Origin of the sequence: Sorangium sp. So ce836, from assembly GCF_028553905.1 — a bacterium.
Classification (GTDB): Bacteria; Myxococcota_A; Polyangia; order Polyangiales; family Polyangiaceae; genus Sorangium; species Sorangium cellulosum_D.
In genome coordinates this window covers 10,065,792-10,090,956 of sequence record NZ_CP102233.1, presented here as the reverse complement: position 1 = coordinate 10,090,956, position 25,165 = coordinate 10,065,792, and the positions used below count along the sequence as shown (strand labels likewise).

Here is a 25,165-nt window from a genome sequence, read left to right as displayed (position 1 = left end):
CGCGGATCCAGGCCCGGGGCCCGCCGGGCCCTCGGGCGCGGCTCCGCCCGCCGCGCGCGACCGGCGTCGGCCCCTGCGTCGTCCCCTCTCTCCCGGAGCCCTTTGGAATGACCCAGCAGCACCCGCACCCCACCCCGTCGCGCCCCGGCCAGCCCGGGCAGATGACCGCGGTCATGCGGGCGGTCGCACCGGTGACCGGCCCGAAGGTCCTCAGGATCGGCCTGGTCCAGGGGGGAAAGGTGATCGAGGAGCGCGTCATCAAGCAGCGCACCCACGTCAGCATCGGGCCCAGCGAAAAGAGCATGTTCGTCATCCCGAGCAAGAGCATCCCGCCGAGCTTTCGGCTGTTCGAGCTCGTGGGCGGCGAGTACTTCCTCAATTTCCTGGACGGGATGACCGGCCGGGTCGCCTTCAAGGCCGGCGTCTCGGAGCTCTCTGCGCTCAAGTCGTCTGCCAAGCGCGTGACCGTGGGCAATGCCCAGGCCTATCAGGTCCAGCTCAGCGAGGAGGCGCGCGGCAAGATCGTCGTGGGGGAGACGACGTTCCTGTTCCAGTTCGTCGCGCCGCCGCCGGTGCAGCCCAAGCCGCAGCTGCCCGTCTCGGTGAAGTCGGGGATTGCGAACGACATCGACTGGACGACCACGATCATCGCCGCGTTCTCGTTCCTGTTCCATTTCGGCGCCGTCGGGTCGATCTACTCCGACTGGATGGATCCGGTCGTCGACGATGAGGTCGACGTCGCGGCGCTGCTCGAGTCCGTGAAGCAGCTGCCCCCGCCGCCGGTGGTCGAGCAGCCGAAGGAGAACGTCGAGGCGCCGGCCGCGACGGCGGCGCCGACCGCCGAGGCGCCCAAGGCCGCGAGCGGGGGCGGGAACAAGGGCGCGGCTGCCAGCGCGGGGAAGGGCTCCGGCGGGATGAGCGACGCTCGCGCCTCGGCGCTCACCAACGAGCTCGCGCAGCTCGACATGCAGATGCTGGGCGCGCTCAACTCGAGCGGAAACGCCACAGCCAGCGTCCTGAGCTCCGGCGATGTGCCGACGGGCCTCCTCGAAAACGCGGCCGCCTCCGGGTCCGGCGTCGGAAAGGGGGGTGTGGCGGGATTGAACATGGGGGGCGCCGGTGGGGGCACCGTGCGACCTGGCGCCGCCGGCGGCGGCGGCCTCGCGACCATCGGCAACACAGGGACCAGCGGTCCGGCGACCGCCGGTTCGGCGCAGCAGGTCAAGGGACCGGTCGGCAACGCCCAGGTGGGCGGGGCCGCGGTCTCCGGCGGGAGCGTCTCGAACGCGCCTTCCGTCGTGGCAGGGATGACCGCTGGGTTCCGTCGTTGCTACAATAAGGGGCTTCAGGAGGACCCGAGCATGAAGGGGTCGGTCCGGATCACCGCGAAGATCGGCCCGAACGGCGAGGTGCTCTCGGCGACCCCCTCCGGCGGCTCCGGCCTGTCCGGGACCGTGGTCTCCTGCGTGGTCGCGCGCGTCCAGAGCGCGCAGTTCGCGCCGCCCGAGGGCGGCGGCGCGACGGTTGTGATTCCTGTCACCTTCGTGAGCCAATAGGCCCGACGCCACCCAGATTCGTGGACAAGACGCAATCCTCCCCCTTCGCCAGAACGTGAATGGCGTGATGCCGTCGCGCATCCAATGGGGAAAAACCTGGTACGGGGCCTCCCGACAGGTCGAGCTGCTGGCCGTTCGGCATGTTCATTGCGTTTTGACAACCACGTCTGCCCGCACTTATACTGCGCGGGCCTGACTTCGGAGGCTTCGATGAAACGTGAACAGATCCCCGGCTTCGCAGCAGTTGCGCTGATCTCGGTCGTCATCGGCCACGGCATCGCTGCTGCGCAGGCGCAGACGGCGCCTCCGCCGGATGCGTCTGCGGGCCTCGCGCGGCAGGTGACGCTCTCGCCGGCCGAGCAGCTCGCGCAGAGCGAGACCTTCCTCGCTCGGATGGATGGGGCCCGGACGTCCGTTCGTCGCCAGCTCGAGACGGCCCGTTCGCAGCGAGACGTCGTGAAGACGCTCTGCTTGAACGACAAGCTGAATCAGATCGACGTCGCCATCCGCTCCGCCCGCGAGCGGCGGCAGGGCCTGGAGCTCGCCGTGAATCGGCGAGACGCCGATCTCTCCAATCACGAGTTCACGATCCTGACGGTCCTGCGCCAGCGCTCCGAGCAGCTGACGGCCGAGGCCAACCAGTGCATCGGCCAGGAAGCGGGCTATATCGGCGAGAGCGCCATCAAGGTCGATATCGATGAGAACCTCCCCAAGGAGGATCCTTCCGAGTATCCCGTCAGCCAGATCATCATCGAGCCGCCTGCGTGCAGTAGCTGTTTTCGGTAGGCGACCGCCTCTCTCGGATTGCCACTGCCCAATAGGCGATGAAACCTCGTGACACCATAGTCGCTGCCGTATTCACACTAACTCTGTCCCCGGCGTCGGCCCTCGCGCAGGATCAGCCCTGGCTCAAGGATCGCCGCTACACCGAGGGCATCGGGATTCGTGCCGGCGATCTCGAGCTGCACCCGGGGATCGCGGCGGAGTTCGGTTACGACTCCAACTTCTTTCGCAGGGACGAGGAAGACGTGGCCAGCGTGGACGACATCGGGCCTGTCGGCTCGATGCGGCTCCGGATCACGCCTTCATTCTCGCTCTCGACGCTCAGCCGGCAGCGCCAGGAGGTGACGCCCGACGCGCCGCCGCCGGACGTCGAGTTTCGCGCCGGCATCGCCGCGACCTATGATGACTTCTTCCCGGTCTCCGGGCCGGAGCGCGGGCAGGAGCGGCTCGGTCAGCAGCGGAACATCGGCGGCTCGCTCGACGCCAACCTGACGATCCTGCCCCAGCGCCCGTGGTCCGCGGTCCTCGACGCGTCGCTCGGCCGGACCATCGCTCCCTCGGACATCGGGATCTCCAACCAGAGCTTCCGGCGCGTCCACGCGGGCGCGGGAGCAGAGCTCGTGTGGACGCCGGGCGGCGGCCTGCTCGATTGGCGGCTTGGCTATCGCTTCGCGGGCACGTTCTTCGAGCTCGACGAGTACGACAGCCTGACGAACATGCAGCACATCGTCCGGACGCGGGGGCGCTGGCGCTTCTTGCCGCGCACGGCGCTCATCTACGACGCGTCGCTCGGGTTCGTCGATTACCCGAATCCAGGCGCCCAGCTCTCCTCTCACCCGCTGCGCGCGCAGCTCGGGATCAACGGCCTCGTGACATCGTCGTTCGGCCTCCTCGCGATGGCCGGCTGGGGCGCGAGCTTCTACACGCCGAACAACGACAACGACGTCGTGCACGACTTCGACAGCGTCATCGGCCAGCTCGAGCTGAAGTGGTTCCTGACGCCGAATCCGTCGGCCGACCCTGCGGCGGCGACGCTCGCGCTCTCATCGCTCTCGGCCGGCTTCACGCGCGACTTCCACGACAGCTTTCTCGCGAGCTACTTCGAGCGCGACCGCGGGTACCTCAAGCTGACCTATTTCTTCGGCGGTCGGTTCCTGCTCATCCTCGATGGCGGCGTGGCTGCCCACGTGTTCCCCGGGATCCCGGCGGATGACGGGCGCCTCGTCGCAGCCGAGGAGCCCTGGACGGACGTCCGTATCGACGCCTCTCTGTTCGGCGAGTACCGGTTCGCGGACTCTCTGGGAATCAACACCACGCTGCGGTATGGCAACAACATCAGCAGCACCGCGCTGAGGATCCTCGACGAGTCCAACGTCCAGAACCATCTCGGATGGCAGCAGTTCGAAGCCTATCTGGGCGTGCGCTGGTTCATGTGATGCGACGCTCGGGTCGGTGGGCCGCCGCCATCCTCGCGCTGGTGATCGCCGCCTGCTCGTCGCGCCAAGCCGGGCCGGTGAACCTGCCGCCTCCGGTGGAGGCGACGACGATCGGCGTCGGAGACGTGTTCGAGCTCCGCATCGTCGGGGAAGACAAGCTGCCCACGACGTTCACCGTCGCGCCGGACGGCACCGTCGACGTCCCCTACGTGAAGCGGCTCAAGGTGGCGGGCCTCGAGCCTCAGGAGGTGGCAGAGCTCGTCCGCGCGAAGCTCATGGAGGGGCAGGTCCTCACCGACCCCAGCGTGAGCGTGAGCATCAAGGAGTACAACTCGAAGCGGGTCGAGGTGCTCGGCGAGGTGCAGAAGCCTGGATCCCTGCCGCTCCAGCCTGGCATGACGCTGCTCCGCGCCATCTCGATGGCGGGCGGGTTCAACAGCATCGCGGACAAGGATCGGGTCACGATCCGCAGGAAGTCCCAGGGCAAGACGGTGTTCGCCACCGTCTCGGTCGAGGACATCATCGACAACAAGATCCCCGACGTGCCCCTCCAGGCAGGGGACTCGATCAACGTCGCCCAGCGCGTCTTCTGAGCGACGACGCGCCCGAGGGGCGGCGCGCCGTCCGCCGCCCCTCGATCGACGCAGCGCGCCGCGCGCTCAGTTCTTTCGCGCGAGGCGGAAGTGTTTCCGGCCCGTCGCCGGATCCACGGTGGGAGGCTCGATGCGGAGCATCGTCAGCGAGACCTCGCGCACGCGCCCGTCGCGCTCCTGGCGGAGGCGGATCCGCTCGCCGTCGGAGCTGATCACGGTGCACTCGCCGAAGTGGAAGTGGGTCACGCTGTCGCCCACTTCCGGATAGATGTCCTCCTCCTGGCGAGGGCGGACCGGGCGCTGCGGCAGCGGCACGGCCGCGGGCTCCATAACCGAGGCCGCCGCGCGGGCGGGCTCTGGAGCGAGGGCCGGCGCGCGGGGCGGCTCGGCGGCCGGCGGCGGCGCGCGGGGCGGCTCGGCGGCCTGCGCCGGAGGCGCCGCGCGCGTCGGCTCGGCGGCTTGCGCCGGAGGCGCCGTGCGCGCCGGCTCGGCGGCCTGCGCCGGAGGCGCCATCCGGGGCGCCTCGCTCGCGATCGCCGGGATGGCGGTCGACTGGGCGACGAGCTGCATGAGGCCCGTTCGATCGTCGAACGCCCGCGCGAGGGGCAGGTCGTCGAACGCCGTGACGCGGAGCTCGAGCCCGTAAACCCGAGCCCAGACGAGCTCGCCGGCGGCGAGCTGGAGACCGACGCCAGACTCGCGGGCGAGCGTGGCCGACAGGCGAAGCGAGGTCTCGCCCTGCTGGAGCGCGATGCTCCCGGAGAGCGCCACCACGTCGCAGGGCCCCTCGAGGACGCGCGTCTTCGCGTAGGCGCGGGATGCTTGATCGAACAGCGCGATCTCCGCCTTCTCGAGCGAGCCGATCCCCTCGATCCAGCCGGCGCGCGCCTCGGCCTCGTCAAGGGCGCGCACGAGCGCCGCTGGGAGCTCCTCGCCCCGATCGAGGCGGATGATCAAATGACGGGCACGGCGTGCCTCGAAAACATTCATCGCAGTTTCTTCTCTCCGGTCGTCGAGGAGGCTGCGCCCGGAGCACGGCGTGCTCCTTCCGAGCGCCGAGCGCGGGTCGCCGTCACCTCGATCTGGGGCGCGTCTTTCGCGCGCATGGCTGATGTGTCGCCAGCGGCGGCAGTGATCCGGTCCGCCGGGATACCTGCGCTGGCGAGGAGCTCCTTGACGGCGCTCGCGCGCGCGCCGGCGAGCTCGATCGCGCGCGCCGACGAGTCGCCCTGGCGATCGGGGTAGGCCTCCACGATGACGACGTCGAGGGGCATGCGCCCGCGCATGAGCTGGGCGATCATGCCGATCTGCGCCGCCAGGGCCGGCGGTACCCGCGCGCTGCCCGCGGGGAAGCGGGCCAGGCCGTCGAGGAGGATCCGATCGCCCGACCACTGCGGCAGCGACCTGGCTCCCGGCTCCGGGCAGCCGTCGGCGTCGTTCGCGCCGTCGATCGTCTCGGCCGTCACGGGGCACGCGTCGGCCGCGTCGACCACGCCGTCCTCGTCGTTGTCGGGATCGGGGCAGCCGTCGTCGTCCTGGAAGCCGTCGCGATCCTCGGGCTCGTCCGGGCACCGGTCGTCGGCGTCAGGGACCTGGTCGATGTCGTTGTCGGGATCGGGGCAGCCGTCGTCGTCCTTGAAGCCGTCGACGTCCTCCGCGCCGTTCGGGCACGTGTCGCGCTCGTCCGGGATCCCGTCGCCGTCGTTGTCGGGATCGGGGCAGCCGTCGCTGTCCTGGAAGCCGTCGCGGTCCTCGGCGGCGTTCCGGCAGGCGTCGGCGTCGTCCGGGATCCCGTCGCCGTCGTCGTCGTCGTCGGGGCAGCCGTCGCCGTCCTGGAAGCCGTCGATCGTCTCGGCTTCGTCCCGGCACCGATCGCGGTCGTCGGGGATCCGATCGCCGTCGTTGTCGGGGTCGGGGCAGCCGTCGCCGTCCTGGAAGCCGTCGCGATCCTCGGCGACGTTCGGGCACGCGTCGTCGCGATCCAGGACGCCGTCGGCGTCCGCGTCGCGCCCCATCGGCGCATAGCGCAGCCCGAGGTTGAACCGGAAGCGGGGCGCGGTGAGCGTGCCCTCGGCGGAGAACGGGATGGCGCTCCCGCCGCCGGCGGACAGCGAGACGTCGCCGGCGAGGAACGGAGCGCTCGTCGCCGAGAGGATCCACTCCGCCGGCACCAGCGCCGCGCCGCGGGCGGGCTGCTCGGCGAGCGTGTAGAGGGCGAACGCCTCTGCAGACGCCGTGAGCCAGCGGCCCGGGAGCACGTCGACCGCAGCGCCGAGGGCGCCGAGGAGCTGCGAGCCGATCTCGACGCCGAGCAGCGCGCTCGAGCCGCGGATCCGGGCCCCGACCTCGGCCGCGAGGCGGAGCTGGCCGAGCTGGTACGCCGCGGCGGCGGTCGGCGCGAGCGTGACGGTCCCGGCGCTGGCGAACGCGGTCCTGTCGCCGGTGGGCAGGCCGAGCTCGAGGCGCGCCGCGAGCGAGAAGCCGTCGAGCGGGCCGCTCCGGGGTGGCGGCACGATGGCGAACGCCGCGCCGAGGCGCGCGTCGCGCATCACGCTGCGGTGCAGCACCGCGTCGGTGCCGAGGACATCGGCGAAGCCCGCGCCGTCCTGGTACAGCGTGACCGGCGCGGCGACCGTGACCTCGAGGCGATCGGTGAGCCCGAGCGACCACAGGAAGGTCGCGTCGATCATGTTGTCGAGCACGTGGACGACCGTGCCGTCAGGGTCGGGCGAGGGGACACGCAGGCCCGCCGGCCGCGAGAGGTAGCTCGCCACGAGGCCGAACGAGGCCTTCGCGCTCGGCGTCGTCGCCGTGCTCCCCACGGCGAAGAAGGGGCCGCCGCCCGCGTGGGGCCAGAGATTGTCGGCGTCGATGCAGCTCGACATCCCGTGCGCCGGCGCGCACTCGTCCGCGCGCGCCGGCGCCGGGAGGACCGCCGCCATGAAAAAACCGGAGGCCACCAGCAGCGGGAGGCTTGATCGTGCCGGCACCCTCCAGTTGGCGCGCATCGCGCCCGACCCTCTACTACTGCCGGGGTGAGAGTCAAAACAGCAATCGTCTCGGCGCGATCCGGGGGCGCCCGACGCTCCGGTGGCGCGCTGCGCTCCGCGGTCGGTCCCGCGCCGTGCTACGACCACGCCCGGCCGGGGCCGGCGCCGCCGGCGCCCGCACGACCATGATCGACGACGCGCACCCGCTCCTGCTCGGCTCCGGCTCGCCGCGCCGGCGAGAGATCCTGACCACGCTCGGCCTGCCTCTCCGCGTGGCGGCGGCCGAGGTCGACGAGGCGGGTCGCCCCGAGGAGGGGGCTGCGGCTTACCTGGAGCGGGTCACCCTGGCGAAGCTCGCGGCCGCGCGGCGCCTGCAGCAGGCGGTCGGGGCCGGCGCGATCCTCGTGGCCGACACCTCGGTCATCCTCGGCGACTCCATCCTCGGCAAGCCCCGGGACGAGGGCGACGCGCGCGCCATGCTCCGCGCCCTCTCGGGCCGCGAGCACCAGGTCTGGACCCGGTTCGCCATCGCCGGCGCCGAGGCCGAGCTCGCGCCGGCGGTCACCCCGGGCCGCGCCGAGGCCCTCCACGCCGAGACGGTCGTGACGCGGGTGCGCTTCCGCGAGCTCGACGATGACGAGGTGGCGTCGTACGCGGCGACCGGCGAGGGGCTCGACAAGGCCGGCGCCTACGCGATCCAGGGGATCGGTGCGTTCGCCGTCGCGGGCATCGAGGGCTCGTATTCCAACGTGGTCGGCCTGCCGGCGTGCGAGGTCGTCGCGGCGCTGCGCGCCGCCGGCTTGCTCGCGCGCTTCCCGCTGTCGCCCGCGCGCTCGTCATGAGCGACGACCTCGCGATGGCCGCGCGCCGGCGCGACGGGGGCGCGATCTTCGCCCTCGCCCTCGCCGTGCGGATCGCCGTCGTCGCCTGGGCGGCCGGGCGCTTCCCGCCCACCGCCGACGGCACCTACTACCACCGCATCGCCGAGCGGATCGCGGCGGGGCTCGGCTACACGTGGCTCTGGCCCGACGGCGTCGTCACGTACGCCGCGCACTACCCGGTCGGCTATCCGGGCGCCGTCGGCGCGCTGTACGCGGTGTTCGGCGCGCGCCCTGCCGTCGCCATGCTGCTCAACGCCGTCGTCGGCGCGCTCGCGGCGCTCGCGGTTCACCGCCTGGCGATCCGCGCTGCGCCGCGCTCGCGCGCCGTACCGGCGCTCGCGGGCGCGCTCGTCGCGCTCCACCCCGGGCTCGTCGCGTACACCCCGGCCGTCATGACCGAGGGCGTCACCGGCTCGCTCGTCGCCTGCGCGGCGTGGGCGTCCGCGCGGGCGCGCGAGCGCCGTCCGGCGCTGGCCCCGTTCGCCTTCCTCGGGCTGCTCGTCGGCGCCGCCACCCTCGTCCGCCCGCAGGCGCTCCTGCTCGCGCCCCTCTTCGCCGGCCTCGCCCTCCTCGGCTCGCCGCCCGGCGACGCCGTGCTCCGCGGCTCCTTCGCCGCGCGCGCGGCGCGACGCGCGGCGCCCGTCCTCGTCACCGTCCTCGCGGCGCTCGTCGTGTGCGCGCCCTGGACGGCGCGCAACTGCGCGCGGATGAACCAGTGCGCGCTGGTCAGCGTGAACGGCGGCTGGAACCTCCTCATCGGCGCGGACCCGGCCTCCACCGGCGCCTGGGCGCCCATCCAGGTGCCCGAGGCGTGCCGTGAGGTCTTCGACGAGGCCGGCAAGGACGCGTGCTTCGGCCGCGAGGCGCGCCGCTACATCGCGGAGCACCCCGGCGCATGGCTCGGCCTCGTGCCCCGGAAGCTCGCGGCGACGTTCGATTATTGCGGCGCGGCCGGGTGGTACCTGCACGCCTCGAACGCGGCGGCCTTCACCGAGGACGACAAGGTGGCGCTCGGCGCCGTCGAGACGGTCTTCGAGCGCCTCGTCCTGCTCTGCGCGCTCGCGTGGGCAGCGCGCAAGCCCGCGCCGACGCCCGGCGCTCTTCCTCCCCCGCACCCTCACCCTCACGACCGCGCCCGCGGCCCCTCGCTCGCGCAGCGGGCGCTCGTGCCTGCCCGGCTCGCGCTGTTCGCGCTGGGGGTCGTCGCCGCGCTGCACGTCCACGCGTGGGTGGGCTACCTCGCGTTCCTCGGCCTGGCGCTGCTCCAGGGTCGCGCGCTGCTCCGGGCGCCGATGCTCGCGCTCTCGGCGCTCGCCGTCCTCGCCGCGACCGCGGCCACGCACGCCGTGTTCTTCGGGGCCGGGCGCTACGCGCTGGTCGTCTTCCCGCTCCTCTCGGGGCTCGCCGCCCTCGCCGCGGCGCGCCAGAGCCCGGAGCCGCCGCACGCCGGCGCGCCGCACCCCGCGAGCGGCGCGCCCTCCGCGCCACCGCTCCGGCGCGGGTCGAACGACGAGCTACTTTGACAGCGCCGCCTGGGCTGCTGCATCCTAGGCGCCCGTCGGCTCGGGAGCGCGTGCCCCCGGCCGGCGAACCTGGAGGAGAGACGGATGCCCTTGATTGAAACGGAAGAGGCCGCGCGCCGCCTCGCGCGCGCCATCGCAAGCGATCTCTCGCTCTACAACGAGGAAAAGATCGTGCAGGGCATCCAGCAGGATGACCTCTTCACGGTCCTCTCCGAGGAGATCGAGGAGGGCCGCGCCCTCTACAAGAGCCGCGTCTCGCCGGATCTGTACCAGAAGAATTTTTACGACCGCGCCCTCGTGGACATCCTGATCAAGTCCAAGGGCCACATCAAATCGAAGATCTGGTAGCGAGCCTCCGCAGCTGGTCGAGCGCCCTGCGCATGTCCGCGGGCAGCGCGCTCTCCCAGCGCACCGGCCTCTGCGTGGCGGGGTGGATGAACCCGAGCACGCGCGCGTGCAGGGCCTGCCGCCCGAGCTCCTCCGCGATCGCCCGCACCGCCGGCTTCTTCGGCGGCTTGCCGTAGAGGGGGTCGCCGAGGACGGGGGTCCTGCCGCGCTCGGCGAGGTGCACCCGGATCTGATGGGTGCGGCCCGTCTCGAGCGAGCAGGCCACGACCGTCGCCGCGTCGCCGAGCCTCTCGAGCACGCGGACGTGCGTCACCGCGCGGCGCGGCGCGGCGCCGCCCGCGCCGGCGTCGCTGCGGATCCACGACGTGAAGCGGAGCCTGTCCGTCGCGTGGCGGCCGTGCAGCGTGTCGTAGGTGGCGTCTCGCGCCTCGCCCGCCACGATCGCCGCGTACTCGCGCTCGATCTCGTGCCGCGCGAAGCGCGCCTTCAGCGCCTCGCGGGTGGGCTCGTCCTTGGCCACGACGAGCAGGCCGCTCGTGCCTCGGTCGAGCCTGTGCACGATCCCGGGGCGGACGTGGCCCATGGGATCGCGCGGATCGGCGGGCGCCAGGGCGAACCCGGGCAGGGCGAGCAATCCGTTGACGAGCGTGCCCGACGCGTGCCCGCGCGCCGGATGCACGACGAGCCCCGCCGGCTTGTCGATCACGAGCAGGTGCTCGTCCTCGTACACCACCGCGATGGCCACGCCGGGATCGGCCGCCGCTGCGGGGGGCGACGGCGCTTCCGGCCGGATCTCGACCAGGGCGCCCGAGCGCACCGCCACCGACGCGCGCGCGGGCTCCCCGTCGACGAGGACCCGGCCCGCGGCGATCCACCGCTGCACCGCCGCGCGCGAGGTCGCGCGGCCGGCGCGCTCCAGCAGGTGGACGACGAGCTTGTCGAGCCGGTCGTGCGGGTCGCCGTCGTCCACCCGAAAGTGGAGCGCTTCCGCACCGGCAGCCATCGCGTTCGTCACGGGCGTCGTTCACGGCCGAGCGGCGCCAGCCCAGCGGCGTCGCAGCCGCGCGATCAATACTCCGTATCGCCCTCGTCGTCCTCTTCGGCGGTCCCGAGCTCGGGGTTGAGCGCGACGTGCGACTCGAGGTCCTCGAGCCGCTGCGCCTCGGACAGCCTGGCGAGGCCGCACTGCTCGACGAGGTACAGGTCGAACGCCGTGTAGCGCGGGAAGACGCGGACGTTCGTGTCCTCGTTGTCGAGGCCGAGGATGACGAGCTCGCCGTCCCGCCTGGCCTCGCCGAGGTAGAGCGCGTTCCACGGGTGACCGGGGAGGTTGGGCAGCCGCACGACCTTGCCCCGGAGGCGCGACTCGGTCCAGCCGAGGTCGGTCTTCGCCTCCGCCAGCTTGCGGACCGAGGTGAGCTTCGGTCGCGGCGCCGACGGATCCTGGCCGAAGCGATGCCGCCCCTTGAACCGCGGGCCCAGGCTATCGAGGGTGAAATCGAACTCCAGGAACGCCCGCAGCGTGGGCGGCAGCTCGACCATCAACTTCGACTCGAGCGCATCGAGCGCCGCCTGGCTCGCTCCCACGGCGGCATGGCTGGAAGGGCGCTTCTTCAGTTGCGCGATCACCCGATGCACAAGCTCAACGCCACGTTCGATCGGTGCCATGGTTCCACGGGCCGCAGTTGCGCGGCGTTCTTCAGGACCCAAAGGGCCTCACTGGGGCCGCGTTCTCGGCCCCGGCTGTTGCGGGCTCGTCGCGCGCTCGGGCGGCACTCTACATCAGCCGACCGGGAGCGCGTCCCTCTATGGTGCCTACCGGTCCGGTCCGCTCGGTGTCAACCCGCGATCGCACTTGCTGTCGATCATTCATCCGCAGGAAGCGGCCGAGCGGGCGCCATCCTCGGTCACCCGCGCGCCCGTCACCCACGCCGCGAAGAACGAGGGCCGCCTCGCTCCCGTGAGCGGAGGGCACGCCGCGCCCGCCAGATCAGGAAGACGACCGCGCCGAGCACCACGGCCGCGCCGACCGCCAGGATGACCCATTGTGGCGCAGGGTAACGGCCGCGCTGCAGGCCAGGAGGCGGCCGCTCGACCTCGATCTGGAGCTGCGCGCCCACGGGGCCTCGTTACACGCGGATGCGTCGACCCGCAACTGATCCGCGGCGCGAGCCGGCCGGATTCGGCGCGTCGCCCCACCCGCCGGCCGGCACCCCACCTCCCGGTGTCCAGCCGCGCAGCGCGAGGCGACAGGCCGCCCGAGGACATGCAGGCAGCGGGTCGGCGTCAAGGGATCAAAACTTGCCTCCATGGAAACTCGGGCGTGTACATTGAAGCGACGCGTGGGCACCCTGCGGCCGGTGCGAGTGGGTGAGCGATGAAGCCGGGCTCTTCAGCATGGGTCGGGGAGGCGCGTCGGCGGTCCCCAGGGATTCGACGGTTCCTCTTCGCGATCGGGGCGTGGGCGGCTCTCGGGGTGATGGCGGGAGCGTGCGGCCGGACGAGCCTGCTCGAGCTCCCGGACACCGGCGTCGGCGGGCTCGGAGGCGGCGGGGGCGGCACGACGAGCGCGAGCGCGTCGACGTCGTCGAACGGCGGCGGCTTCGGAGGCTCCGCGCCGTGCGGCGGCGACGCGGACTGCGACGACGGCGACGCCTGCACCCGCGACACCTGCGTCGACGAGCGCTGCGAGCACGCGCCCCGCGACGATGACGGCGACGGCGTGGGTCCGACGATCTGCGGCGGGAGCGACTGCAACGACTTCAACCCGTCCGTCTTCCCGGGCGCTCCGGAGATCTGCACGGACGCGGCGGACAACGACTGCAACGGCGTGAGCGACTGCTTCGATCCCGCGTGCGCCGCAGGGCAGGACTGCGGCTGCACCCCGCGCCCCGGCGGTGAGCGCTGCGACAACGGCGTCGACGACGACTGCGACACGCTCGTCGACTGCTTCGACGCGGACTGCTCGGGGACCCGCTCCTGCAGCTGTTCCGCCTCGGAGATCGGGGCGTGCGGCAACGGCGTCGACGACGACTGCGACGGCATCTTCGACTGCGACGACGGCGACTGCGGCTCCGACCCGCGGTGCGTCTGCAGCGCGAACGGCGAGCGCTGCGACAACGGCGCGGACGACGACTGCGATCTCCTGGTCGACTGCGCCGATCCGGACTGCCGCAGCAGCTTTCCTTGCGTGTGCCAGCCGCCCGTCTCGCTGGAGCGGTGCGACGACGGCCGGGACAACGACTGCGACGGGCGCGTCGACTGCGCGGACCCGCAGTGCATCACCGCGCCGGCCTGCAAGGCTTGCGTGCCGGAGGTCTGCGACGACGGCGTCGACAACGATTGCGATGGGCACATCGACTGCGCCGACGCGGCCTGCGTGTTCGCGCCGAGCTGCGCGCCGACGCCGGAGCAGTGCAACAACGCGCTCGACGACGACCGCGACGCCCTGATCGACTGCCAGGATCCGGACTGCGCGAACAACCCGGTGTGCGTGCTCGAGCAGGCGAACTGCCTCTCGCCGAAGCGCATCCCCGGGACCGGCACCTACACGGGGGACACCTCCGGCCACGTGAGCGAGACCCGGGGCGCGTGCGGCGGCGACGCCGGCGAGGCGGTCTTCTACTTCGTGCTCACCGCGCCGTCGCGCGTGCACCTCGACACGCGCGGGTCGAGCTTCGACACGACGCTCTACGTCCGCACCGGCATCTGCAACACCGGGCGGGAGATCGGCTGCGATGACGACAGCGGCGGCGGGTCGTGGGCCTCCCGGCTCGACTTCAGCATCCTCTACCCGGGCGCGTACTTCGTCTTCCTCGACGGCTTCACGGTCGATCCCTTCGGCGGCGCGAACGAGGGCCCCTTCGCGCTCAACGTCGAGATCGTCCCGAACCCGAGCGAGATCTGCGACGACGATCTCGACAACGACGGCGACCACTACGTCGACTGCGCCGATCCGGACTGCGGCGCCTTCGGTCCCTGCCGGGGCTGCGCGGGCGGCGCCGCGCCCGGCCCCGAGTTCGGGACCGCCGCGTGCACCGACGGGATCGACAACGACTGCGACGGCACGCTCGACTGCGCCGACGAGGACTGCAGCGCAAGCGACTTTTACGTGACGGAGTGCTGCGACGGCCGCGACGACAACGGCAACGGGATCCCCGACGATTTCAGCTGCCGGTGCGCCTCGGACGCGGATTGCGACGCGGGGCAGATCTGCTACACGCACACGTCGTACACGTGCGGCTTGCCCTGCAACAGCTTCTTCGGGAGCATTTGTCCCTTCGTTGCGCCGGGCTCGCACTGCAACGACGCGACCAGCCAGTGCGAGTTCTGAGGGCCCGCGGGCCTGCGCCTCCGCCGGCTGCGCGCGCACGGCGCTCCCCTGCTGGCGGTCGCCCGGGCTAAGTTCACGCCATGGAGATCCTCATCATCCGCCACGGCCAGGCCGTGGACGACGCGCCTGACCTCGGCGACGCCGGTCGCTGGCTCACGGGCAAGGGTCGCAAGGTGACCCGGCGCGTCGCCAAGTGGCTCGCGAAGCAGAAGGGCCGACGCCCTGCGGCGATCTGGACGAGCCCTCTCGTGCGCTCGGTGCAGACCGCGGAGATCATCGCCGAGGCCGCCGAGCTGACCGACGACGTCTCGGTCATCGCCGAGCTCTCTCCCTCGCGGGACACCGCCGAAATACTCCGCCTGCTCTCGCAGTATCAGGGGGCTCAGCCGCTGGCGCTCGTGGGGCACGAGCCCTCGCTGTCGGCGCTGGTGACATCGCTGCTCGGCGACGTCGGCTGGACGGGCCTGAAGAAGAGCGGCGTCGTCGCCGTGAGCTGGGACGGGCGTGGGCCGGGGACGCTGCGCTTCGCCCTGGATCTGAAGGCCATGAAGGCGGTCGACCCGGTGAAGGACGCGCAGCAGCAGGCGCCTCGCCCGCGCTGAGCGCCGTCCGCGCCTCGGCGCCGCTCAGCGCACCGACCGCTCCACGGCGCTCAGCACGTCGACGTCGCGCACGCCGTCCGCTTCGGCGCGGTACGACAGCACGATCCGGTGCCGCAGCGCCGGGATCAGCAGGGCCCTCACGTCGTCCACGTCGGCCGCGGCTTCGCCGCGGAGCGCCGCGCGCGCCTTGGCCGCGATCACGAGCGCCTGGCTCCCGCGCGGCCCCGCGCCGTAGCGCACGTAGTCCCGGACCTCCTGCGCGGCGCGGTCGGTCCCCGGCCGCGTCGCCCTCGCGAGGCGCACCGCGAGGTCCACGGCCTCGTCGGTCACCGGGATCCTCGGGATGAGGCGGCCGATCGCCCGCACCTCGGCCGCCCTGAGCACCGCCTCGATCGCGGGCGGCTTCCCCGAGGTCGTCCTCCGCGCCACCTCGCGCTCCTCGGCCTCGCTCGGGTAGGTGACGTGGATCTCGAGCAGGAAGCGGTCGAGCTGCGCCTCGGGCAGCGGGTACGTCCCCTCCTGCTCGATCGGGTTTCGCGTCGCGAACACCTGGAAGGGGTCGGGGAGGGCGTGCGTGGCGGTCCCGACGGTCACCTTGCGCTCCTGCATCGCCTCCAGCAGCGCCGCCTGCGTCTTCGGCGGCGTGCGGTTCACCTCGTCCGCGAGGACGAGGTTGTGGAAGATGGGTCCGGGCTGGAAGCGCAGGCTCCGGGAGCCGTGCTGCTCGTGCAGCACGTCGGTCCCCGTGATGTCGGCGGGCAGCAGGTCCGGCGTGAACTGGACGCGCCCGAAGCTGAGGTCGAGCGCCTTGGCGAGCGACGACACGAGCAGCGTCTTGGCCAGCCCCGGGACGCCGACGAGCAGCGCGTGCCCGCGCGCGGCGAGCGTGATCAGCATGGCCTCGACCACGTCGTCCTGCCCGACCACCGCCGCCGCGATCGCCGAGCGGAGCCGCTTGGCTCCTTCCGCTGTGCGCTCGAGGAGCGCGGCGTCCGAGAGGGAGCTCGACTCCTCGTCGGCGGTCGTCTCGGCGTCGTTCCTGTGCTCGGGATCGCTCATAGGGGCAGGGCTCGTACCCCGAGGCCGCGATGCCGACAAGGACCCGGCGGAGCCGGCGCTCACCGCGGCGGATCCTGCTCCGTGGAGGTTTGCTCCGACAGGTGAGCAGGTGTTAGCAATCGATCGCAATGGCGCAGAGCTCTGAGGCCCGGGAGAGGAGGGGGCCGCGCGCGGCGGACGGGGAGGCGCAGCGCGAGGTCAAGGTGAGCGAGCCAGCGGACGAGCCGTACAGCGGCGGCGCCGGCGCGGCGGAGGACGGCGCGGAGGCCCCTGGGGCGGGGGGACAGGGCGTCCCTGACGAGGTCGGCGGGTCGAACGGGGAGGCGCCTTCGGCGCCGCTGGAGTCGCTGAGCTTGCGCGACGGGCCGATCCCGCACGCGCCGCTGTCGCCGGTCGCTGGGCCGTGGCGTTCCTACAAGGAGATCCTCGCGAACCTGGCCCAGCGCGTGCTCGAGGCGCAGCGCCCGATCCGCATCCTCCAGGCGCTCCGGTGGGAAGCAGACGTCGAGGAGCAGTTCCTCCGCGCGAAGCAGCGCGAGCTGCCCAGGGTGACCTACGCGGACGACCTCGGGTTCGATCCGGCGGCGAAGCAGCGCGAGCTCGAGGAGATCCTCCGCGACGCCGAGCGGGACCTCGGCAAGCGCGATCGGCTCGGCCAGATCCTCCGCGCGACCGCGGACGAGTACAGGAAGGTCGTGAGCATGCTCATGGGGCGGGGGACCAAGGCGTTCTACGACCTGTCCCGCGAGCTCTACGGCTCCCCGAAGGACAAGCTGCCCGACGGAAAGACGAGCGTGCGGGACATGGGGTTCGTGCTCTACGACCTCCTGACGGCGATCGGCGGCGAGCGGCTCGGCCCGTCGCAGCAGCGCGAGATCACGGCGGAGATGGCGGCGCTCGAGCTGAACGCCCGCTTCGACCGCTTCTTCGGCGGCGCCTCGATCCGCGTGCAGGTGGACGATTCGCTCCTCGCCGATGCCGCCGCCGGCAGCGACTACGTGAAGATCCGGAGCGGCGCGATGTTCTCCAGGAGCGACGTCGACATCCTCGAGGCGCACGAGGGGTGGGTGCACGTCGCGACCAGCCTGAACGGGCAGGCTCAGCCCGTGGCGCGCTGGCTGGCGAAGGGGCCTCCGCGCACCACGGCGGTTCAGGAAGGGCTCGCCGTGCTGGTCGAGATCCTCACCTTCAGGAGCACGCCGCGTCGCGCGAAGAAGCTGAACGACCGCATCCTCGCGGTGGACAAGGCGGAGGACGGGGCGTCCTTCCTCGACGTGTTCGAGTGGTACCGCACCGAAGGGTACGAGGAAGAGGAGTGCTTCCAGAACGCCCGCCGCGTCTTCCGCGGCGGCGTGCTCGCGGGAGGGGCGCCGTTCACGAAGGACGCCTGCTACTGCAAGGGGATCGTCCTCAACTATGCCTTCATGCGCGCCGCCATTCAGCACGATCGGGCGATGCTCATTCCCTTCCTGTTCGTGGGGAAGGTCGCGCACGAGGACGTCCCCGTCCTCCACGCGCACGTGACCGACGGGATCATCCGCCCGCCCCCGTATCTCCCGCCGATGTTCGACGACATGAACGGGCTGGCGATCTGGATCTGCTACTCATCCTTCTTCTCGCGCCTCGGCGGGACGGCGCTCGCCGAGCACTACGGCAGGATGCTGGAGCGCTGATGGCGGCCGCCCGGCGCGCCGCGCCCGGCGGCGCGCCTCTCGACCGCTCGGCGCTCGCTCACGCGGGCGGCGGGGCGGAGGCCTGCGCGCTCGGGCCGGCGGCGCGCGCGTGGGCGATCGCGTGCGCCACCGCGATCCAGAGCCTGCGTCGGATCGCGTCCGGCACATCGGGGACGAGCCTGGCCGCGTCGAGGAGCGACTCTTCGTCCGCCGCGCGGGACCGCTCCGCGACCGGGAGGCTCAGCGGATCGCGGAGCGCGCGCCGGTCCTCGGCGTTCATGCGCTTCACCGCCACGCGGAAGTCCTCGCGGGCGAGCCGGAGGCGGTTGCGCACCGTGTTCTCGTTCACGTCGAGATCGCGCGCGATGTCGGCGCTCGTCATGTCGAGCAGATCGTGCATGATCAGGACGACCCGCCGTTCGAGGTCGATCGCTCCGAGCAACCGGCCGACGAGCTGGCCGCTCTGCTCGCGTGCAAGCAGCTGTTCCGAGCTCAAGCCCGGGTCGGCGAGATCGAACGGCCAGCTCGCCCCCGCGCCGACCGCGATCTCTCGGCGGCGATGGGCGCGCCCGCGGTAGTGGCCGACCTGCCGCCAGGCGATGCCGAACAGCCAGCGCCTGAGGGGCTCGCCGAGCGGGCTCGGGGCCTGCGGAGCCCTGCGGCCCGCGCTCGGCGCGCGGCCGGAAGGGGAATGACCCGCGCGCGCCCCGTCGGTGCCGCGCCCCGGATCGAAGCTCTCCAGCGCGTGGTACGCAGCGATCATGACGTCTTGCAGGACGTCGTCGACGTCGCGCTCTGCCACGCCGAGCCATCGGAGCGCTTGCCGGAGAAACGACAGGCCAACCGTGTACACGGTCTCGAAGCTGGGCCGCTCCAGAAGCGGCACGTGCTCAAGAGGCTGTTGCATGCCTGAACTTACGTGCAGCAGCCCAAGCTGATTTGAAAATCGTCAGACCATCCCAAGGAAGCTGTCTATTGTGATGGACATTACGTGCGCCGCGCTGCGCGTGCTTCGCGCGTTCACTTGCCCTGGAACACGGGTTTCCGTTTCTCCATGTAGGCGGCGAGCCCCTCGCGCGCGTCCTCCGACGCGAACAGCTCGGCCTGGAGCTCTCGCTCGAGGGCGAGCCCCTGTTCGAGCCCCACCTCGAAGCCTGTCTGCACGGCGCGCTTGATGCGTCCGACCGCCAATGCCGCGCGACCCGGCAGCGTGAACGTGTGGCCGTACGCGAGGATCCGGTCCATGAACTCGTCGTGGGAGGCGGTCTCCCAGACGTCGTTGACCAGGCCGACCGCGAGGGCGGTCTCGAAATCGAACGTCTGGCCCTCGCACATCAGCTGGATCGCCCGAGATTTCCCGATGAGCCTGGCGAGGCGCTGGGTGCCGCCCGTGCCGGGAAGGACGCCGAGCGCGACCTCCGGGAGACCGATCTTGCCGGCGTTCCTGCGGGCGATGCGGAGGTCACAGGCCATCGCGATCTCGAGGCCGCCGCCTACAGTGTGGCCGTTCAGCGCCGCGATGCAGAGCTTTGGCGTGTGCTCGAGCCGGCTCAGCGTCTCGTTCGCGTGGAGACAGAAGTAGTATTTGAACGTCGGATCCGATTCGCGGAGCATGTTGATGTTCGCTCCGGCGCAGAAGAACTTTTCGCCGTGCCCGGTGATGACGATGACGTGCACATCGTTGTCGAAGCGGGCCTCGAGGATGGCCGCGTCGAGGTCCTTCATCATCTCGTGGGTGTACCCGTTGACGGGCGGATCATTGAGGGTAAGCAGCGCGACGCCTGCAGAGGTGGCGTAGTCGACGAGAGCCATGGGCGCTCTTTACCAAACCGTCAGAAAAAGCGCTGCCCCCTGGTAGAAAGGCGCGGAATTGTGCTACCCCGCAGGGACGTGCTCATGAACGCGCAGGACGTGCGGCAGAAGTTAAAAGAACTCATGGTCGAGGAGCTGAACCTCGAGGGGAAGACGCCGGCGGACATCGACGACGCCGCGCCGCTGTTCGGCGAAGGGCTGGGCCTCGATTCGCTGGACGCGCTCCAGCTCGCCATGAGCGTGGAGGAGCGCTTCGGCGTCCGCATCCCGGAGGGCGACGAGGCGAGGCCGATCTTCGCATCGGTGGACGCGCTCGTGGCCCACATCATCAAGTCGACCGCGGCCGCGTGATCGCGCCGCAGAGAGCCGTTCGAGCGTGCGAATCTGGGTGACGGGCATCGGGGTCGTCTCGCCCCTGGCGCGCGGGGCGAGGGCGACGATGGACCGGCTCATCGCAGGCGAGCGGGCCTTCGCGCCGCTCTCCCTGTTCGAGATCCCCGGGACGCGCGCGCGCATCGCCGCGGAGGTCCGCGACCTCTCCCCGGAGGACGTCGCCCCGCCGGGCGAGGCGGAAGGGTGGTCCCGGACCGACGCGATGGCGGTGCTCTCGGCCCGCGAGGCGCTCGCGCACGCGGGCGTCGACCCCGGGGCGATGCCGGTCGATCTGGTGGTCGGCGGCACGACCGCCGGGATGTTCGAGACCGAGGAGCTGCTCGCCTGGCTCTCGCACGATCCCAGCGCGATCGCTCCCTTGAAGCGGATGCTCTCGCACCCGCTCTCGTCGACGGCCGACCACGTCCGCGCCGCCGTCGGCCCGTTCCGCCGGGTGAGGAGCGTCTGCAGCGCCTGCTCGAGCGGCGCGAACGCCCTCTTGCTGGGCGCGGCCTGGCTCCGCGCCGGCCTGTCCACCCGCGTGCTCGCGGGGGGCGCCGACGGCCTGTGCCGGCTGACGTACACCGGCTTCGGCGCCCTCGCGGCCGTCGATCCGGATCCGTGCCGCCCGTTCGATCGGCGGCGCGCCGGGCTGAACCTGGGCGAGGCTGCGGCGTTCCTGCTGCTCGAGTCGGAGGACGCCGCGCGCGCGCGGGGAGCGGAGCCGATCGTCGAGCTCCGCGGGTGGGCGACCGGCGCCGAGGCGCATCACATCACGAACCCCGAGCGCGAGGGGCGCACCGCGGCGCGCGTCATGCGCGACGCGCTCCGGTGCGCGGCGCTCACGCCCTCGGATCTCGACTATGTCAACGCGCACGGCACCGCGACGCCGCTGAACGACGTCATGGAGAGCGCCGCCCTGCGCGCCTGCCTCGGCGCCGAGGTGAGCCGCATCGCCGTCTCGTCGTCCAAGGGGCAGATCGGGCACACGCTCGGCGCCGCGGGCGCGGTCGAGGCGGCGATCACCGCGCTCGCCGTCGCGCGCGGCGTGATGCCGCCGACCGGCGGCCTCGAGGAGGTCGATCCGGAGTGCCAGCTCTTGCACCTCAAGGAGGCGCGCGAGGCGCCGATCCGGGCGGCGATGTCGAACTCGTTCGGCTTCGGCGGCACGGACAGCGTGCTCGTGTTCGCGCAGCCCGATCGGTTTCCGCCGCCGCTCGGCGCCGGCGGCGCGCCCGTGCGGCGCTCGGTGGTCGTGACGGCGGCCGCGACGATCGGCCCGCTCGGCGTCCTCGCCACCCGCGGCGGCGCCGCGTACCTCGAGCCCGGCCCTCCGCCAGCCGAGGGCTCCATCGCCTTCAACACGGGCGCGCACCTCGATCTCGCGCGCGCGAGGCGGCTCGATCGCGCCGGCCGCCTGACGACGGCCGCGATCCTCACCGCGCTCTCGGACGCCGGCCTCGGCGGCGCGGCTCCGGGCGACGCGGGCGCGGGCAACCCGGCGGCCGACGTCGCGCCGAGCCGCACCCTGCCCGGCGCCATCGTCGGCGCCTCGTTCGGCAGCGTCGACGCCTCGACCGCCTACATGCGGCGCATCTACGACAAGGGCGCGAAGTACGCGAGCCCCGCCGATTTCCCGAACCTGGTCCCCTCGTCGCCGGTCGGGCACGCCTCCATCTACCTGGGCCTCCGCGGGCCGGTGTTCGCCATGGCCGACCTCGGCGCGACCGCGGAGTCGGCCATGGTCACGGCCATCGAGCTCATCACCGCCGGGGAAGGGGAGGCGCTCGCCGCCGGCAGCGTCGAGGAGGCGAGCCCCATGATCGAGCGGTGCCTCGGTCCGGTCTGCTCGCAGGTCGTCAGCTGCGGCGCGCGCAGCGAGGGCGCCGCCGTGCTGCTCTTCGAGAGCGCCGCGCGGGTGCGCGAGCGGGGCGCGCGCCCGGTGGCGACGGTGGCCTGGTGGAGCTCCTGGCGCGGCGACGGCGCGGGGATGCTCGCGGGAGCGCCGGCGCCGGCGCCCCTCGGCGCTCCCGGGGAGGTCGCGCAGCGCGCGCAGCCCAGCGCTCCGTTGCCCGCCGCCGTGTTCGTCGGGCGGAACGAGGAGCGCGTCATCGCCTGCCTGCGCGGCTCGCCGTGGGCCGAGGTGCCGTGCTCCACGCTGGCGCCGCGCGCGGGCGATCACGAGGGCGCTGGCGGGTTCGCCGCCGCCGCGGCCGTCGCGGCGCTCGCGAGCGGCGCCCTCGCGAGCGTGCTCGTCCTGGGCGGCGCACCCGACCGCGGATACGCCATCCTGCTGGTCGCTCCCGGCGACGCGTGACGACATCGCTGCCTGCGCCCGGCCATCGTGAGCGCCGCCTCGTGAGCGCCGCGTGCCTCCTGCTCTCGCTCGCGTGCACCCCCGCTTGCGCCGCCACCGTCGCGCGGCGCGGCAGCCCGCTCGACGCCGAGTTCGCGCGGATGCTGCCTCGGCCGTCGCCGGGCACGCCCGCCGCGCGGCACGATCCGTCGGCGTGGCGCGAGGGGCGGGAGCGCCTCTCGGCGCTCCGCCGCGAGGTCGAGGGGGCCGGCCCGCGCACGCTCCGCGTCCGCCTTTCGCTGCGGGAGCCGCGCACCGGCCAGGTGCTCGAGGCGCGCGGGGCGATCGCGATCGCCCCGCCGGCGATCGACGGGCGCGCGCCCGCCGCGGGCGGCGCGGTCCTCGCGCCGGAGGGCGCGCTCCGGATGATCCTCCTCGGGCCAGGCGGCACCACCGCGCTCGATCTGTGGGCGCGCGGCGACCGCTTCCGCTTCGCGGTGCCCGCGCTCGACCTGCTGAAGCGCGGCGACGCCTCGACGCCGCGAGCGTCGCTCCGCGGCCTGCCGGTAGATTTCCTGCGCTGGTGGATGCTCCACCCGGCGGCGGGGACGCTGCTCTGGTACGAGCGCGCCGCGAGCACGGCCTCGTTCGTCCTGCGAGACGGCGACGCCGTGATCGATCTGCGGATCGACGACCGCGGCCTGATCGGCGCGCGCCGCACGACGTGGGCGGCGGAGGGCGCGCGCCGGCGCCTGCTCGACGAGGAGGTCGTGATCGCCGAGGGCATGGGCTGCAGCCATGTCCGCTACGCGCAGGCCTCGACCGGGCTGCTCGTCACCGTGACCTGCGAGGCCGAGGAGCGGGATCGCGCGCCGGACCCGCGCGCCTTCGTCGATCCCGACGCGATCGGGACGGAGGACGGCTCATGAGCGACGCCTGCGTCATCGCCTCGGGCGCCGTCTCTGCGCTCGGCCTCGGCCCTCTCGCCTACCGCGTCCCCGACGCCGGCGAGCCCGCGCCGGTCGCGATCGCGCGCGACGAAGAGCTCGCGCGCGCCGGTCTCCTGCGGCCCTTCGCCGCCCGCGCGCCCGCGGCGCTCGACGTCGCTCCGGGGGCCGATCGCGCCACGGATCTCCTGAAGGCGGCGCTCTCGCAGACGCTCGCGGCGCTGGAGCGCGTGCGGCCGGACTGGCGCGGCGAGCGCATCGGCATCGCCCTCGGCACGTCCAGCGGCGGCATGCTCACCGCAGAGCGGTTCTTCGCGGCCCGGGCCGAGGGCGCCGACGCCGGCTCGCTCGCCGCGCTGGCCTCCGGCGCGACCTACTTCGCGCCGTTCAACGACGCGCTCGCCGCGTTCGGGCTGGAGCGGACCCCGCTGCGCACGCACCTGCTCGCGGCGTGCGCCGCGAGCACCCTGGCCATCGGCCTCGGCCTCCGCTGGCTCGATCGCGACGCCTGCGATCTCGTGCTCGCCGGCGGCTACGACGCCCTCAGCACCTTCGTCGCCGCCGGCTTCGAGGCGCTCCGCGCGACCACGGCGTCGAGATCGCGCCCGTTCCGCCTCGGCCGCGACGGCATGGCGCTCGGCGAGGGCGCGGCCGTCGTCGCCCTCGTGCGCGAGGATCGCCGCCGCGGCGCCCCGGTGATGGTCCGGGTCGCCGGCTTCGGCGCCTCCACGGACGCGGTGCACATCACCGCCCCGGATCGGACGGGCTCAGGGCTGATGCGCGCCGGCGCTGCCGCGCTCGCCGACGCCGGGTGGCCTGCCTCGCGCGTCGGCCTCGTCAGCGCCCACGCCACGGCGACGCCCTACAACGACGCGATGGAGTCGCGCGCGATCGCCGCGCTGTTCGCCGCGCCCCGCCCCGCGGAGGGCTCGGGCGCGCCGCCGGGCGCCGAGCGCCCTCCGCCCGTCGTCCACCCGTTCAAGGCCCAGATCGGGCACACGCTCGGGGCCGCGGGCGCGCTCGAGACGCTCGCGGCCGCGGCCGCCCTCGCGGCGTCCATCGCCCCGCCGGCGGCGTCCGAGGGCGAGCTCGACCCCGACGCTCCGGCCCTCCTGCTCGAGCGCGCCGAGCCTCGGCCGCTCGACGCAGCGCTCAAGCTCTCGGCGGCCTTCGGCGGCGCGAACGCCGCGCTCCTGCTCACGTCCTGCGCGAGCGGGCGGAAGCCGCGGCGCGCTCGCCCGGTGCACCTCCGCGCCGCGGCGCGCGTGACGGGCTTCGATCTCGGACGCCTCGCCGAGACCACCGGCATCCCGCGCGACCGCCTCGCGCGCCTCGACGCGCTCTGCCGGCTCGGGCTGACCGCCGTGGCGGCCCTCGCCGACGTCGTCGGCGAAGGCGCCTTGCGCGGCGCCGGCATCGTCGCGGGCCACGCGCTCGCGACGATCGACACCAACGACGTCTACGACGCCCGCCGTCGCGCGCGCGGCGCCCGCTTCGTCGAGCCGCGCCTCTTTCCCGCCACGTCGCCGAACGCGATCGCGGGGGAGTGCGCCATCGCGTACCAGCTCACCGGGCCGAGCTTCGCGGTCGGCGCCGGGCTGGGCGGCGCGCTCGAGGCGCTCCGCGCCGCGGCAGAGCTCGTCGCGTCCTCCGACGCCGATCGCATGGTCGTCGTCGCGGCCGACGACGCCGGGCCGGTCGCGCGCGAGCTCCTCGGCCTGACCGTCGCGCAGCACCGCGCGGTCGCCTGCGGCGCCGTCGCGCTCCTCCTCCAGGCGGAGCCAGGCGACGCCGGGCGCCTGCGCGAGGTCGATCTCGACCTCCCCGTCGACCATGGCGGCCCGGTCGGCCACCTCGCCCTCCTCCGCTGGCTCGACGAGCACGGGTAGCGGGGGGCGCCCGTCCGTGTCATCCGCGGCGGTCTTGATCGCTTCGCTTGCCGATCCGCACCCCGATCTGGC

At 73.0% G+C, this 25,165-nt stretch carries 21 protein-coding genes; 14 read left to right on the top strand and 7 right to left on the bottom strand.

All coding sequences use genetic code 11. From position 1 onward, the window contains the following. Positions 1 to 107: 107 nt before the first annotated feature. From NQZ70_RS36610 to NQZ70_RS36595, 4 genes are all read left to right on the top strand, one after another. Positions 108 to 1,556: an AgmX/PglI C-terminal domain-containing protein gene (locus NQZ70_RS36610; RefSeq protein ID WP_129578371.1), complete on the top strand. Its 1,449-nt coding sequence runs from the start codon at positions 108 to 110 to the stop codon at positions 1,554 to 1,556. A 147-nt stretch (positions 1,557 to 1,703) separates the two neighbouring features. Continuing rightward, positions 1,704 to 2,342 carry a hypothetical protein gene (locus tag NQZ70_RS36605; RefSeq protein ID WP_237244363.1) on the top strand — a complete coding sequence of 213 codons (639 nt, stop codon included), beginning with the start codon at positions 1,704 to 1,706 and terminating at the stop codon, positions 2,340 to 2,342. A gap of 38 nt (positions 2,343 to 2,380) precedes the next feature. Next, on the top strand, positions 2,381 to 3,775 hold the full coding sequence (locus NQZ70_RS36600) for a hypothetical protein (protein ID WP_129578370.1): 1,395 nt from the start codon (positions 2,381 to 2,383) through the stop codon (positions 3,773 to 3,775). After that, positions 3,775 to 4,368, top strand: coding sequence for a polysaccharide biosynthesis/export family protein (locus NQZ70_RS36595; RefSeq protein WP_129578369.1), 594 nt, complete (start codon positions 3,775 to 3,777; stop codon positions 4,366 to 4,368). The genes NQZ70_RS36600 and NQZ70_RS36595 overlap by 1 nt, the downstream gene beginning before the upstream one ends. Positions 4,369 to 4,434: 66 nt before the next feature. Here NQZ70_RS36595 and NQZ70_RS36590 read toward each other — a convergent pair whose 3' ends face one another. Together NQZ70_RS36590 and NQZ70_RS36585 are read right to left on the bottom strand one after the other, a co-directional pair. Beyond that, positions 4,435 to 5,358, bottom strand: coding sequence for a PPC domain-containing DNA-binding protein (locus NQZ70_RS36590; protein ID WP_129578368.1), 924 nt, complete (start codon positions 5,356 to 5,358; stop codon positions 4,435 to 4,437). Continuing rightward, entirely contained in the window at positions 5,355 to 7,376 is a 2,022-nt protein-coding gene (locus NQZ70_RS36585) for an OmpA family protein (protein WP_129578367.1), read from the bottom strand. Before NQZ70_RS36585 ends, NQZ70_RS36590 begins: the two co-directional genes overlap by 4 nt. A gap of 167 nt (positions 7,377 to 7,543) precedes the next feature. On the opposite strand from NQZ70_RS36585, the gene NQZ70_RS36580 reads away from it, so the two are divergent. The 3 genes from NQZ70_RS36580 to NQZ70_RS36570 all read left to right on the top strand — a co-directional run bounded on the left by NQZ70_RS36580 (position 7,544) and on the right by NQZ70_RS36570 (position 10,110). Then, positions 7,544 to 8,200 (top strand): nucleoside triphosphate pyrophosphatase, encoded by a 657-nt coding sequence (locus tag NQZ70_RS36580; protein WP_129581791.1) that lies wholly within the window; start codon positions 7,544 to 7,546, stop codon positions 8,198 to 8,200. Then, positions 8,197 to 9,762 (top strand): hypothetical protein, encoded by a 1,566-nt coding sequence (locus NQZ70_RS36575; protein ID WP_129578366.1) that lies wholly within the window; start codon positions 8,197 to 8,199, stop codon positions 9,760 to 9,762. Before NQZ70_RS36580 ends, NQZ70_RS36575 begins: the two co-directional genes overlap by 4 nt. 84 nt (positions 9,763 to 9,846) lie before the next feature. After that, the gene (locus NQZ70_RS36570; RefSeq protein ID WP_012238561.1) at positions 9,847 to 10,110 is read left to right on the top strand and encodes a hypothetical protein; all 264 of its coding nucleotides are present in this window, start codon (positions 9,847 to 9,849) and stop codon (positions 10,108 to 10,110) included. Here NQZ70_RS36570 and NQZ70_RS36565 read toward each other — a convergent pair. Next, a complete protein-coding gene (locus NQZ70_RS36565; protein ID WP_129578365.1) occupies positions 10,091 to 11,113 on the bottom strand; it encodes an RluA family pseudouridine synthase in 1,023 nt (340 codons plus the stop codon). The two genes, NQZ70_RS36570 and NQZ70_RS36565, sit on opposite strands and share 20 nt — an antisense overlap. A gap of 65 nt (positions 11,114 to 11,178) precedes the next feature. Further along, positions 11,179 to 11,739: an SMI1/KNR4 family protein gene (locus NQZ70_RS36560; RefSeq protein WP_129578364.1), complete on the bottom strand. Its 561-nt coding sequence runs from the start codon at positions 11,737 to 11,739 to the stop codon at positions 11,179 to 11,181. Between the two features lie 850 nt (positions 11,740 to 12,589). On the opposite strand from NQZ70_RS36560, the gene NQZ70_RS36555 reads away from it, so the two are divergent. Together NQZ70_RS36555 and sixA are read left to right on the top strand one after the other, a co-directional pair. Continuing rightward, positions 12,590 to 14,443, top strand: coding sequence for a MopE-related protein (locus NQZ70_RS36555; protein ID WP_165374346.1), 1,854 nt, complete (start codon positions 12,590 to 12,592; stop codon positions 14,441 to 14,443). A gap of 80 nt (positions 14,444 to 14,523) precedes the next feature. After that, positions 14,524 to 15,045 carry a phosphohistidine phosphatase SixA gene (gene sixA, locus NQZ70_RS36550; RefSeq protein WP_129578361.1) on the top strand — a complete coding sequence of 174 codons (522 nt, stop codon included), beginning with the start codon at positions 14,524 to 14,526 and terminating at the stop codon, positions 15,043 to 15,045. A 24-nt stretch (positions 15,046 to 15,069) separates the two neighbouring features. Here sixA and NQZ70_RS36545 read toward each other — a convergent pair whose 3' ends face one another. Beyond that, positions 15,070 to 16,104, bottom strand: a complete 1,035-nt coding sequence (locus tag NQZ70_RS36545; protein ID WP_129578360.1) for a MoxR family ATPase — start codon at positions 16,102 to 16,104, stop codon at positions 15,070 to 15,072. A 128-nt stretch (positions 16,105 to 16,232) separates the two neighbouring features. On the opposite strand from NQZ70_RS36545, the gene NQZ70_RS36540 reads away from it, so the two are divergent. Continuing rightward, positions 16,233 to 17,777, top strand: a complete 1,545-nt coding sequence (locus NQZ70_RS36540) for a flavohemoglobin expression-modulating QEGLA motif protein (RefSeq protein WP_129578359.1) — start codon at positions 16,233 to 16,235, stop codon at positions 17,775 to 17,777. A gap of 58 nt (positions 17,778 to 17,835) precedes the next feature. Here NQZ70_RS36540 and NQZ70_RS36535 read toward each other — a convergent pair whose 3' ends face one another. Together NQZ70_RS36535 and NQZ70_RS36530 are read right to left on the bottom strand one after the other, a co-directional pair. Beyond that, on the bottom strand, positions 17,836 to 18,684 hold the full coding sequence (locus NQZ70_RS36535) for an RNA polymerase sigma factor (protein ID WP_129578358.1): 849 nt from the start codon (positions 18,682 to 18,684) through the stop codon (positions 17,836 to 17,838). Between the two features lie 113 nt (positions 18,685 to 18,797). After that, entirely contained in the window at positions 18,798 to 19,589 is a 792-nt protein-coding gene (locus tag NQZ70_RS36530; RefSeq protein WP_129578357.1) for an enoyl-CoA hydratase/isomerase family protein, read from the bottom strand. 84 nt (positions 19,590 to 19,673) lie between these two features. Between NQZ70_RS36530 and NQZ70_RS36525 the strand changes: the two genes are divergently transcribed. From NQZ70_RS36525 to NQZ70_RS36510, 4 genes are read left to right on the top strand one after another with little or no spacing between them, the layout of a single operon-like run. Beyond that, positions 19,674 to 19,940, top strand: coding sequence for a phosphopantetheine-binding protein (locus tag NQZ70_RS36525; RefSeq protein ID WP_044989135.1), 267 nt, complete (start codon positions 19,674 to 19,676; stop codon positions 19,938 to 19,940). Between the two features lie 25 nt (positions 19,941 to 19,965). Beyond that, a complete protein-coding gene (locus NQZ70_RS36520; protein ID WP_129578356.1) occupies positions 19,966 to 22,278 on the top strand; it encodes a beta-ketoacyl-[acyl-carrier-protein] synthase family protein in 2,313 nt (770 codons plus the stop codon). Continuing rightward, positions 22,275 to 23,186 carry a hypothetical protein gene (locus NQZ70_RS36515; protein WP_129578355.1) on the top strand — a complete coding sequence of 304 codons (912 nt, stop codon included), beginning with the start codon at positions 22,275 to 22,277 and terminating at the stop codon, positions 23,184 to 23,186. The genes NQZ70_RS36520 and NQZ70_RS36515 overlap by 4 nt, the downstream gene beginning before the upstream one ends. Then, entirely contained in the window at positions 23,183 to 25,093 is a 1,911-nt protein-coding gene (locus tag NQZ70_RS36510) for a beta-ketoacyl synthase N-terminal-like domain-containing protein (RefSeq protein WP_129578354.1), read from the top strand. The genes NQZ70_RS36515 and NQZ70_RS36510 overlap by 4 nt, the downstream gene beginning before the upstream one ends. Positions 25,094 to 25,165 lie beyond the last annotated feature (72 nt).

What these genes read in the sequence shown, in the direction of transcription:
- NQZ70_RS36595 (WP_129578369.1), top strand. Translation starts at nt 3,775, where the DNA reads ATGCGACGCTCGGGTCGGTGGGCCGCCGCCATCCTCGCGCTGGTGATC.
- NQZ70_RS36580 (WP_129581791.1), top strand. Translation starts at nt 7,544, where the DNA reads ATGATCGACGACGCGCACCCGCTCCTGCTCGGCTCCGGCTCGCCGCGC.
- NQZ70_RS36545 (WP_129578360.1), bottom strand. Translation starts at nt 16,104, where the DNA reads ATGAGCGATCCCGAGCACAGGAACGACGCCGAGACGACCGCCGACGAG.
- NQZ70_RS36575 (WP_129578366.1), top strand. Translation starts at nt 8,197, where the DNA reads ATGAGCGACGACCTCGCGATGGCCGCGCGCCGGCGCGACGGGGGCGCG.
- NQZ70_RS36590 (WP_129578368.1), bottom strand. Translation starts at nt 5,358, where the DNA reads ATGAATGTTTTCGAGGCACGCCGTGCCCGTCATTTGATCATCCGCCTC.
- NQZ70_RS36525 (WP_044989135.1), top strand. Translation starts at nt 19,674, where the DNA reads ATGAACGCGCAGGACGTGCGGCAGAAGTTAAAAGAACTCATGGTCGAG.
- NQZ70_RS36510 (WP_129578354.1), top strand. Translation starts at nt 23,183, where the DNA reads ATGAGCGACGCCTGCGTCATCGCCTCGGGCGCCGTCTCTGCGCTCGGC.
- NQZ70_RS36530 (WP_129578357.1), bottom strand. Translation starts at nt 19,589, where the DNA reads ATGGCTCTCGTCGACTACGCCACCTCTGCAGGCGTCGCGCTGCTTACC.
- NQZ70_RS36555 (WP_165374346.1), top strand. Translation starts at nt 12,590, where the DNA reads ATGGCGGGAGCGTGCGGCCGGACGAGCCTGCTCGAGCTCCCGGACACC.
- NQZ70_RS36585 (WP_129578367.1), bottom strand. Translation starts at nt 7,376, where the DNA reads ATGCGCGCCAACTGGAGGGTGCCGGCACGATCAAGCCTCCCGCTGCTG.
- NQZ70_RS36565 (WP_129578365.1), bottom strand. Translation starts at nt 11,113, where the DNA reads ATGGCTGCCGGTGCGGAAGCGCTCCACTTTCGGGTGGACGACGGCGAC.
- NQZ70_RS36610 (WP_129578371.1), top strand. Translation starts at nt 108, where the DNA reads ATGACCCAGCAGCACCCGCACCCCACCCCGTCGCGCCCCGGCCAGCCC.
- NQZ70_RS36535 (WP_129578358.1), bottom strand. Translation starts at nt 18,684, where the DNA reads ATGCAACAGCCTCTTGAGCACGTGCCGCTTCTGGAGCGGCCCAGCTTC.
- NQZ70_RS36540 (WP_129578359.1), top strand. Translation starts at nt 16,233, where the DNA reads ATGGCGCAGAGCTCTGAGGCCCGGGAGAGGAGGGGGCCGCGCGCGGCG.
- NQZ70_RS36600 (WP_129578370.1), top strand. Translation starts at nt 2,381, where the DNA reads ATGAAACCTCGTGACACCATAGTCGCTGCCGTATTCACACTAACTCTG.
- NQZ70_RS36570 (WP_012238561.1), top strand. Translation starts at nt 9,847, where the DNA reads ATGCCCTTGATTGAAACGGAAGAGGCCGCGCGCCGCCTCGCGCGCGCC.
- sixA (WP_129578361.1), top strand. Translation starts at nt 14,524, where the DNA reads ATGGAGATCCTCATCATCCGCCACGGCCAGGCCGTGGACGACGCGCCT.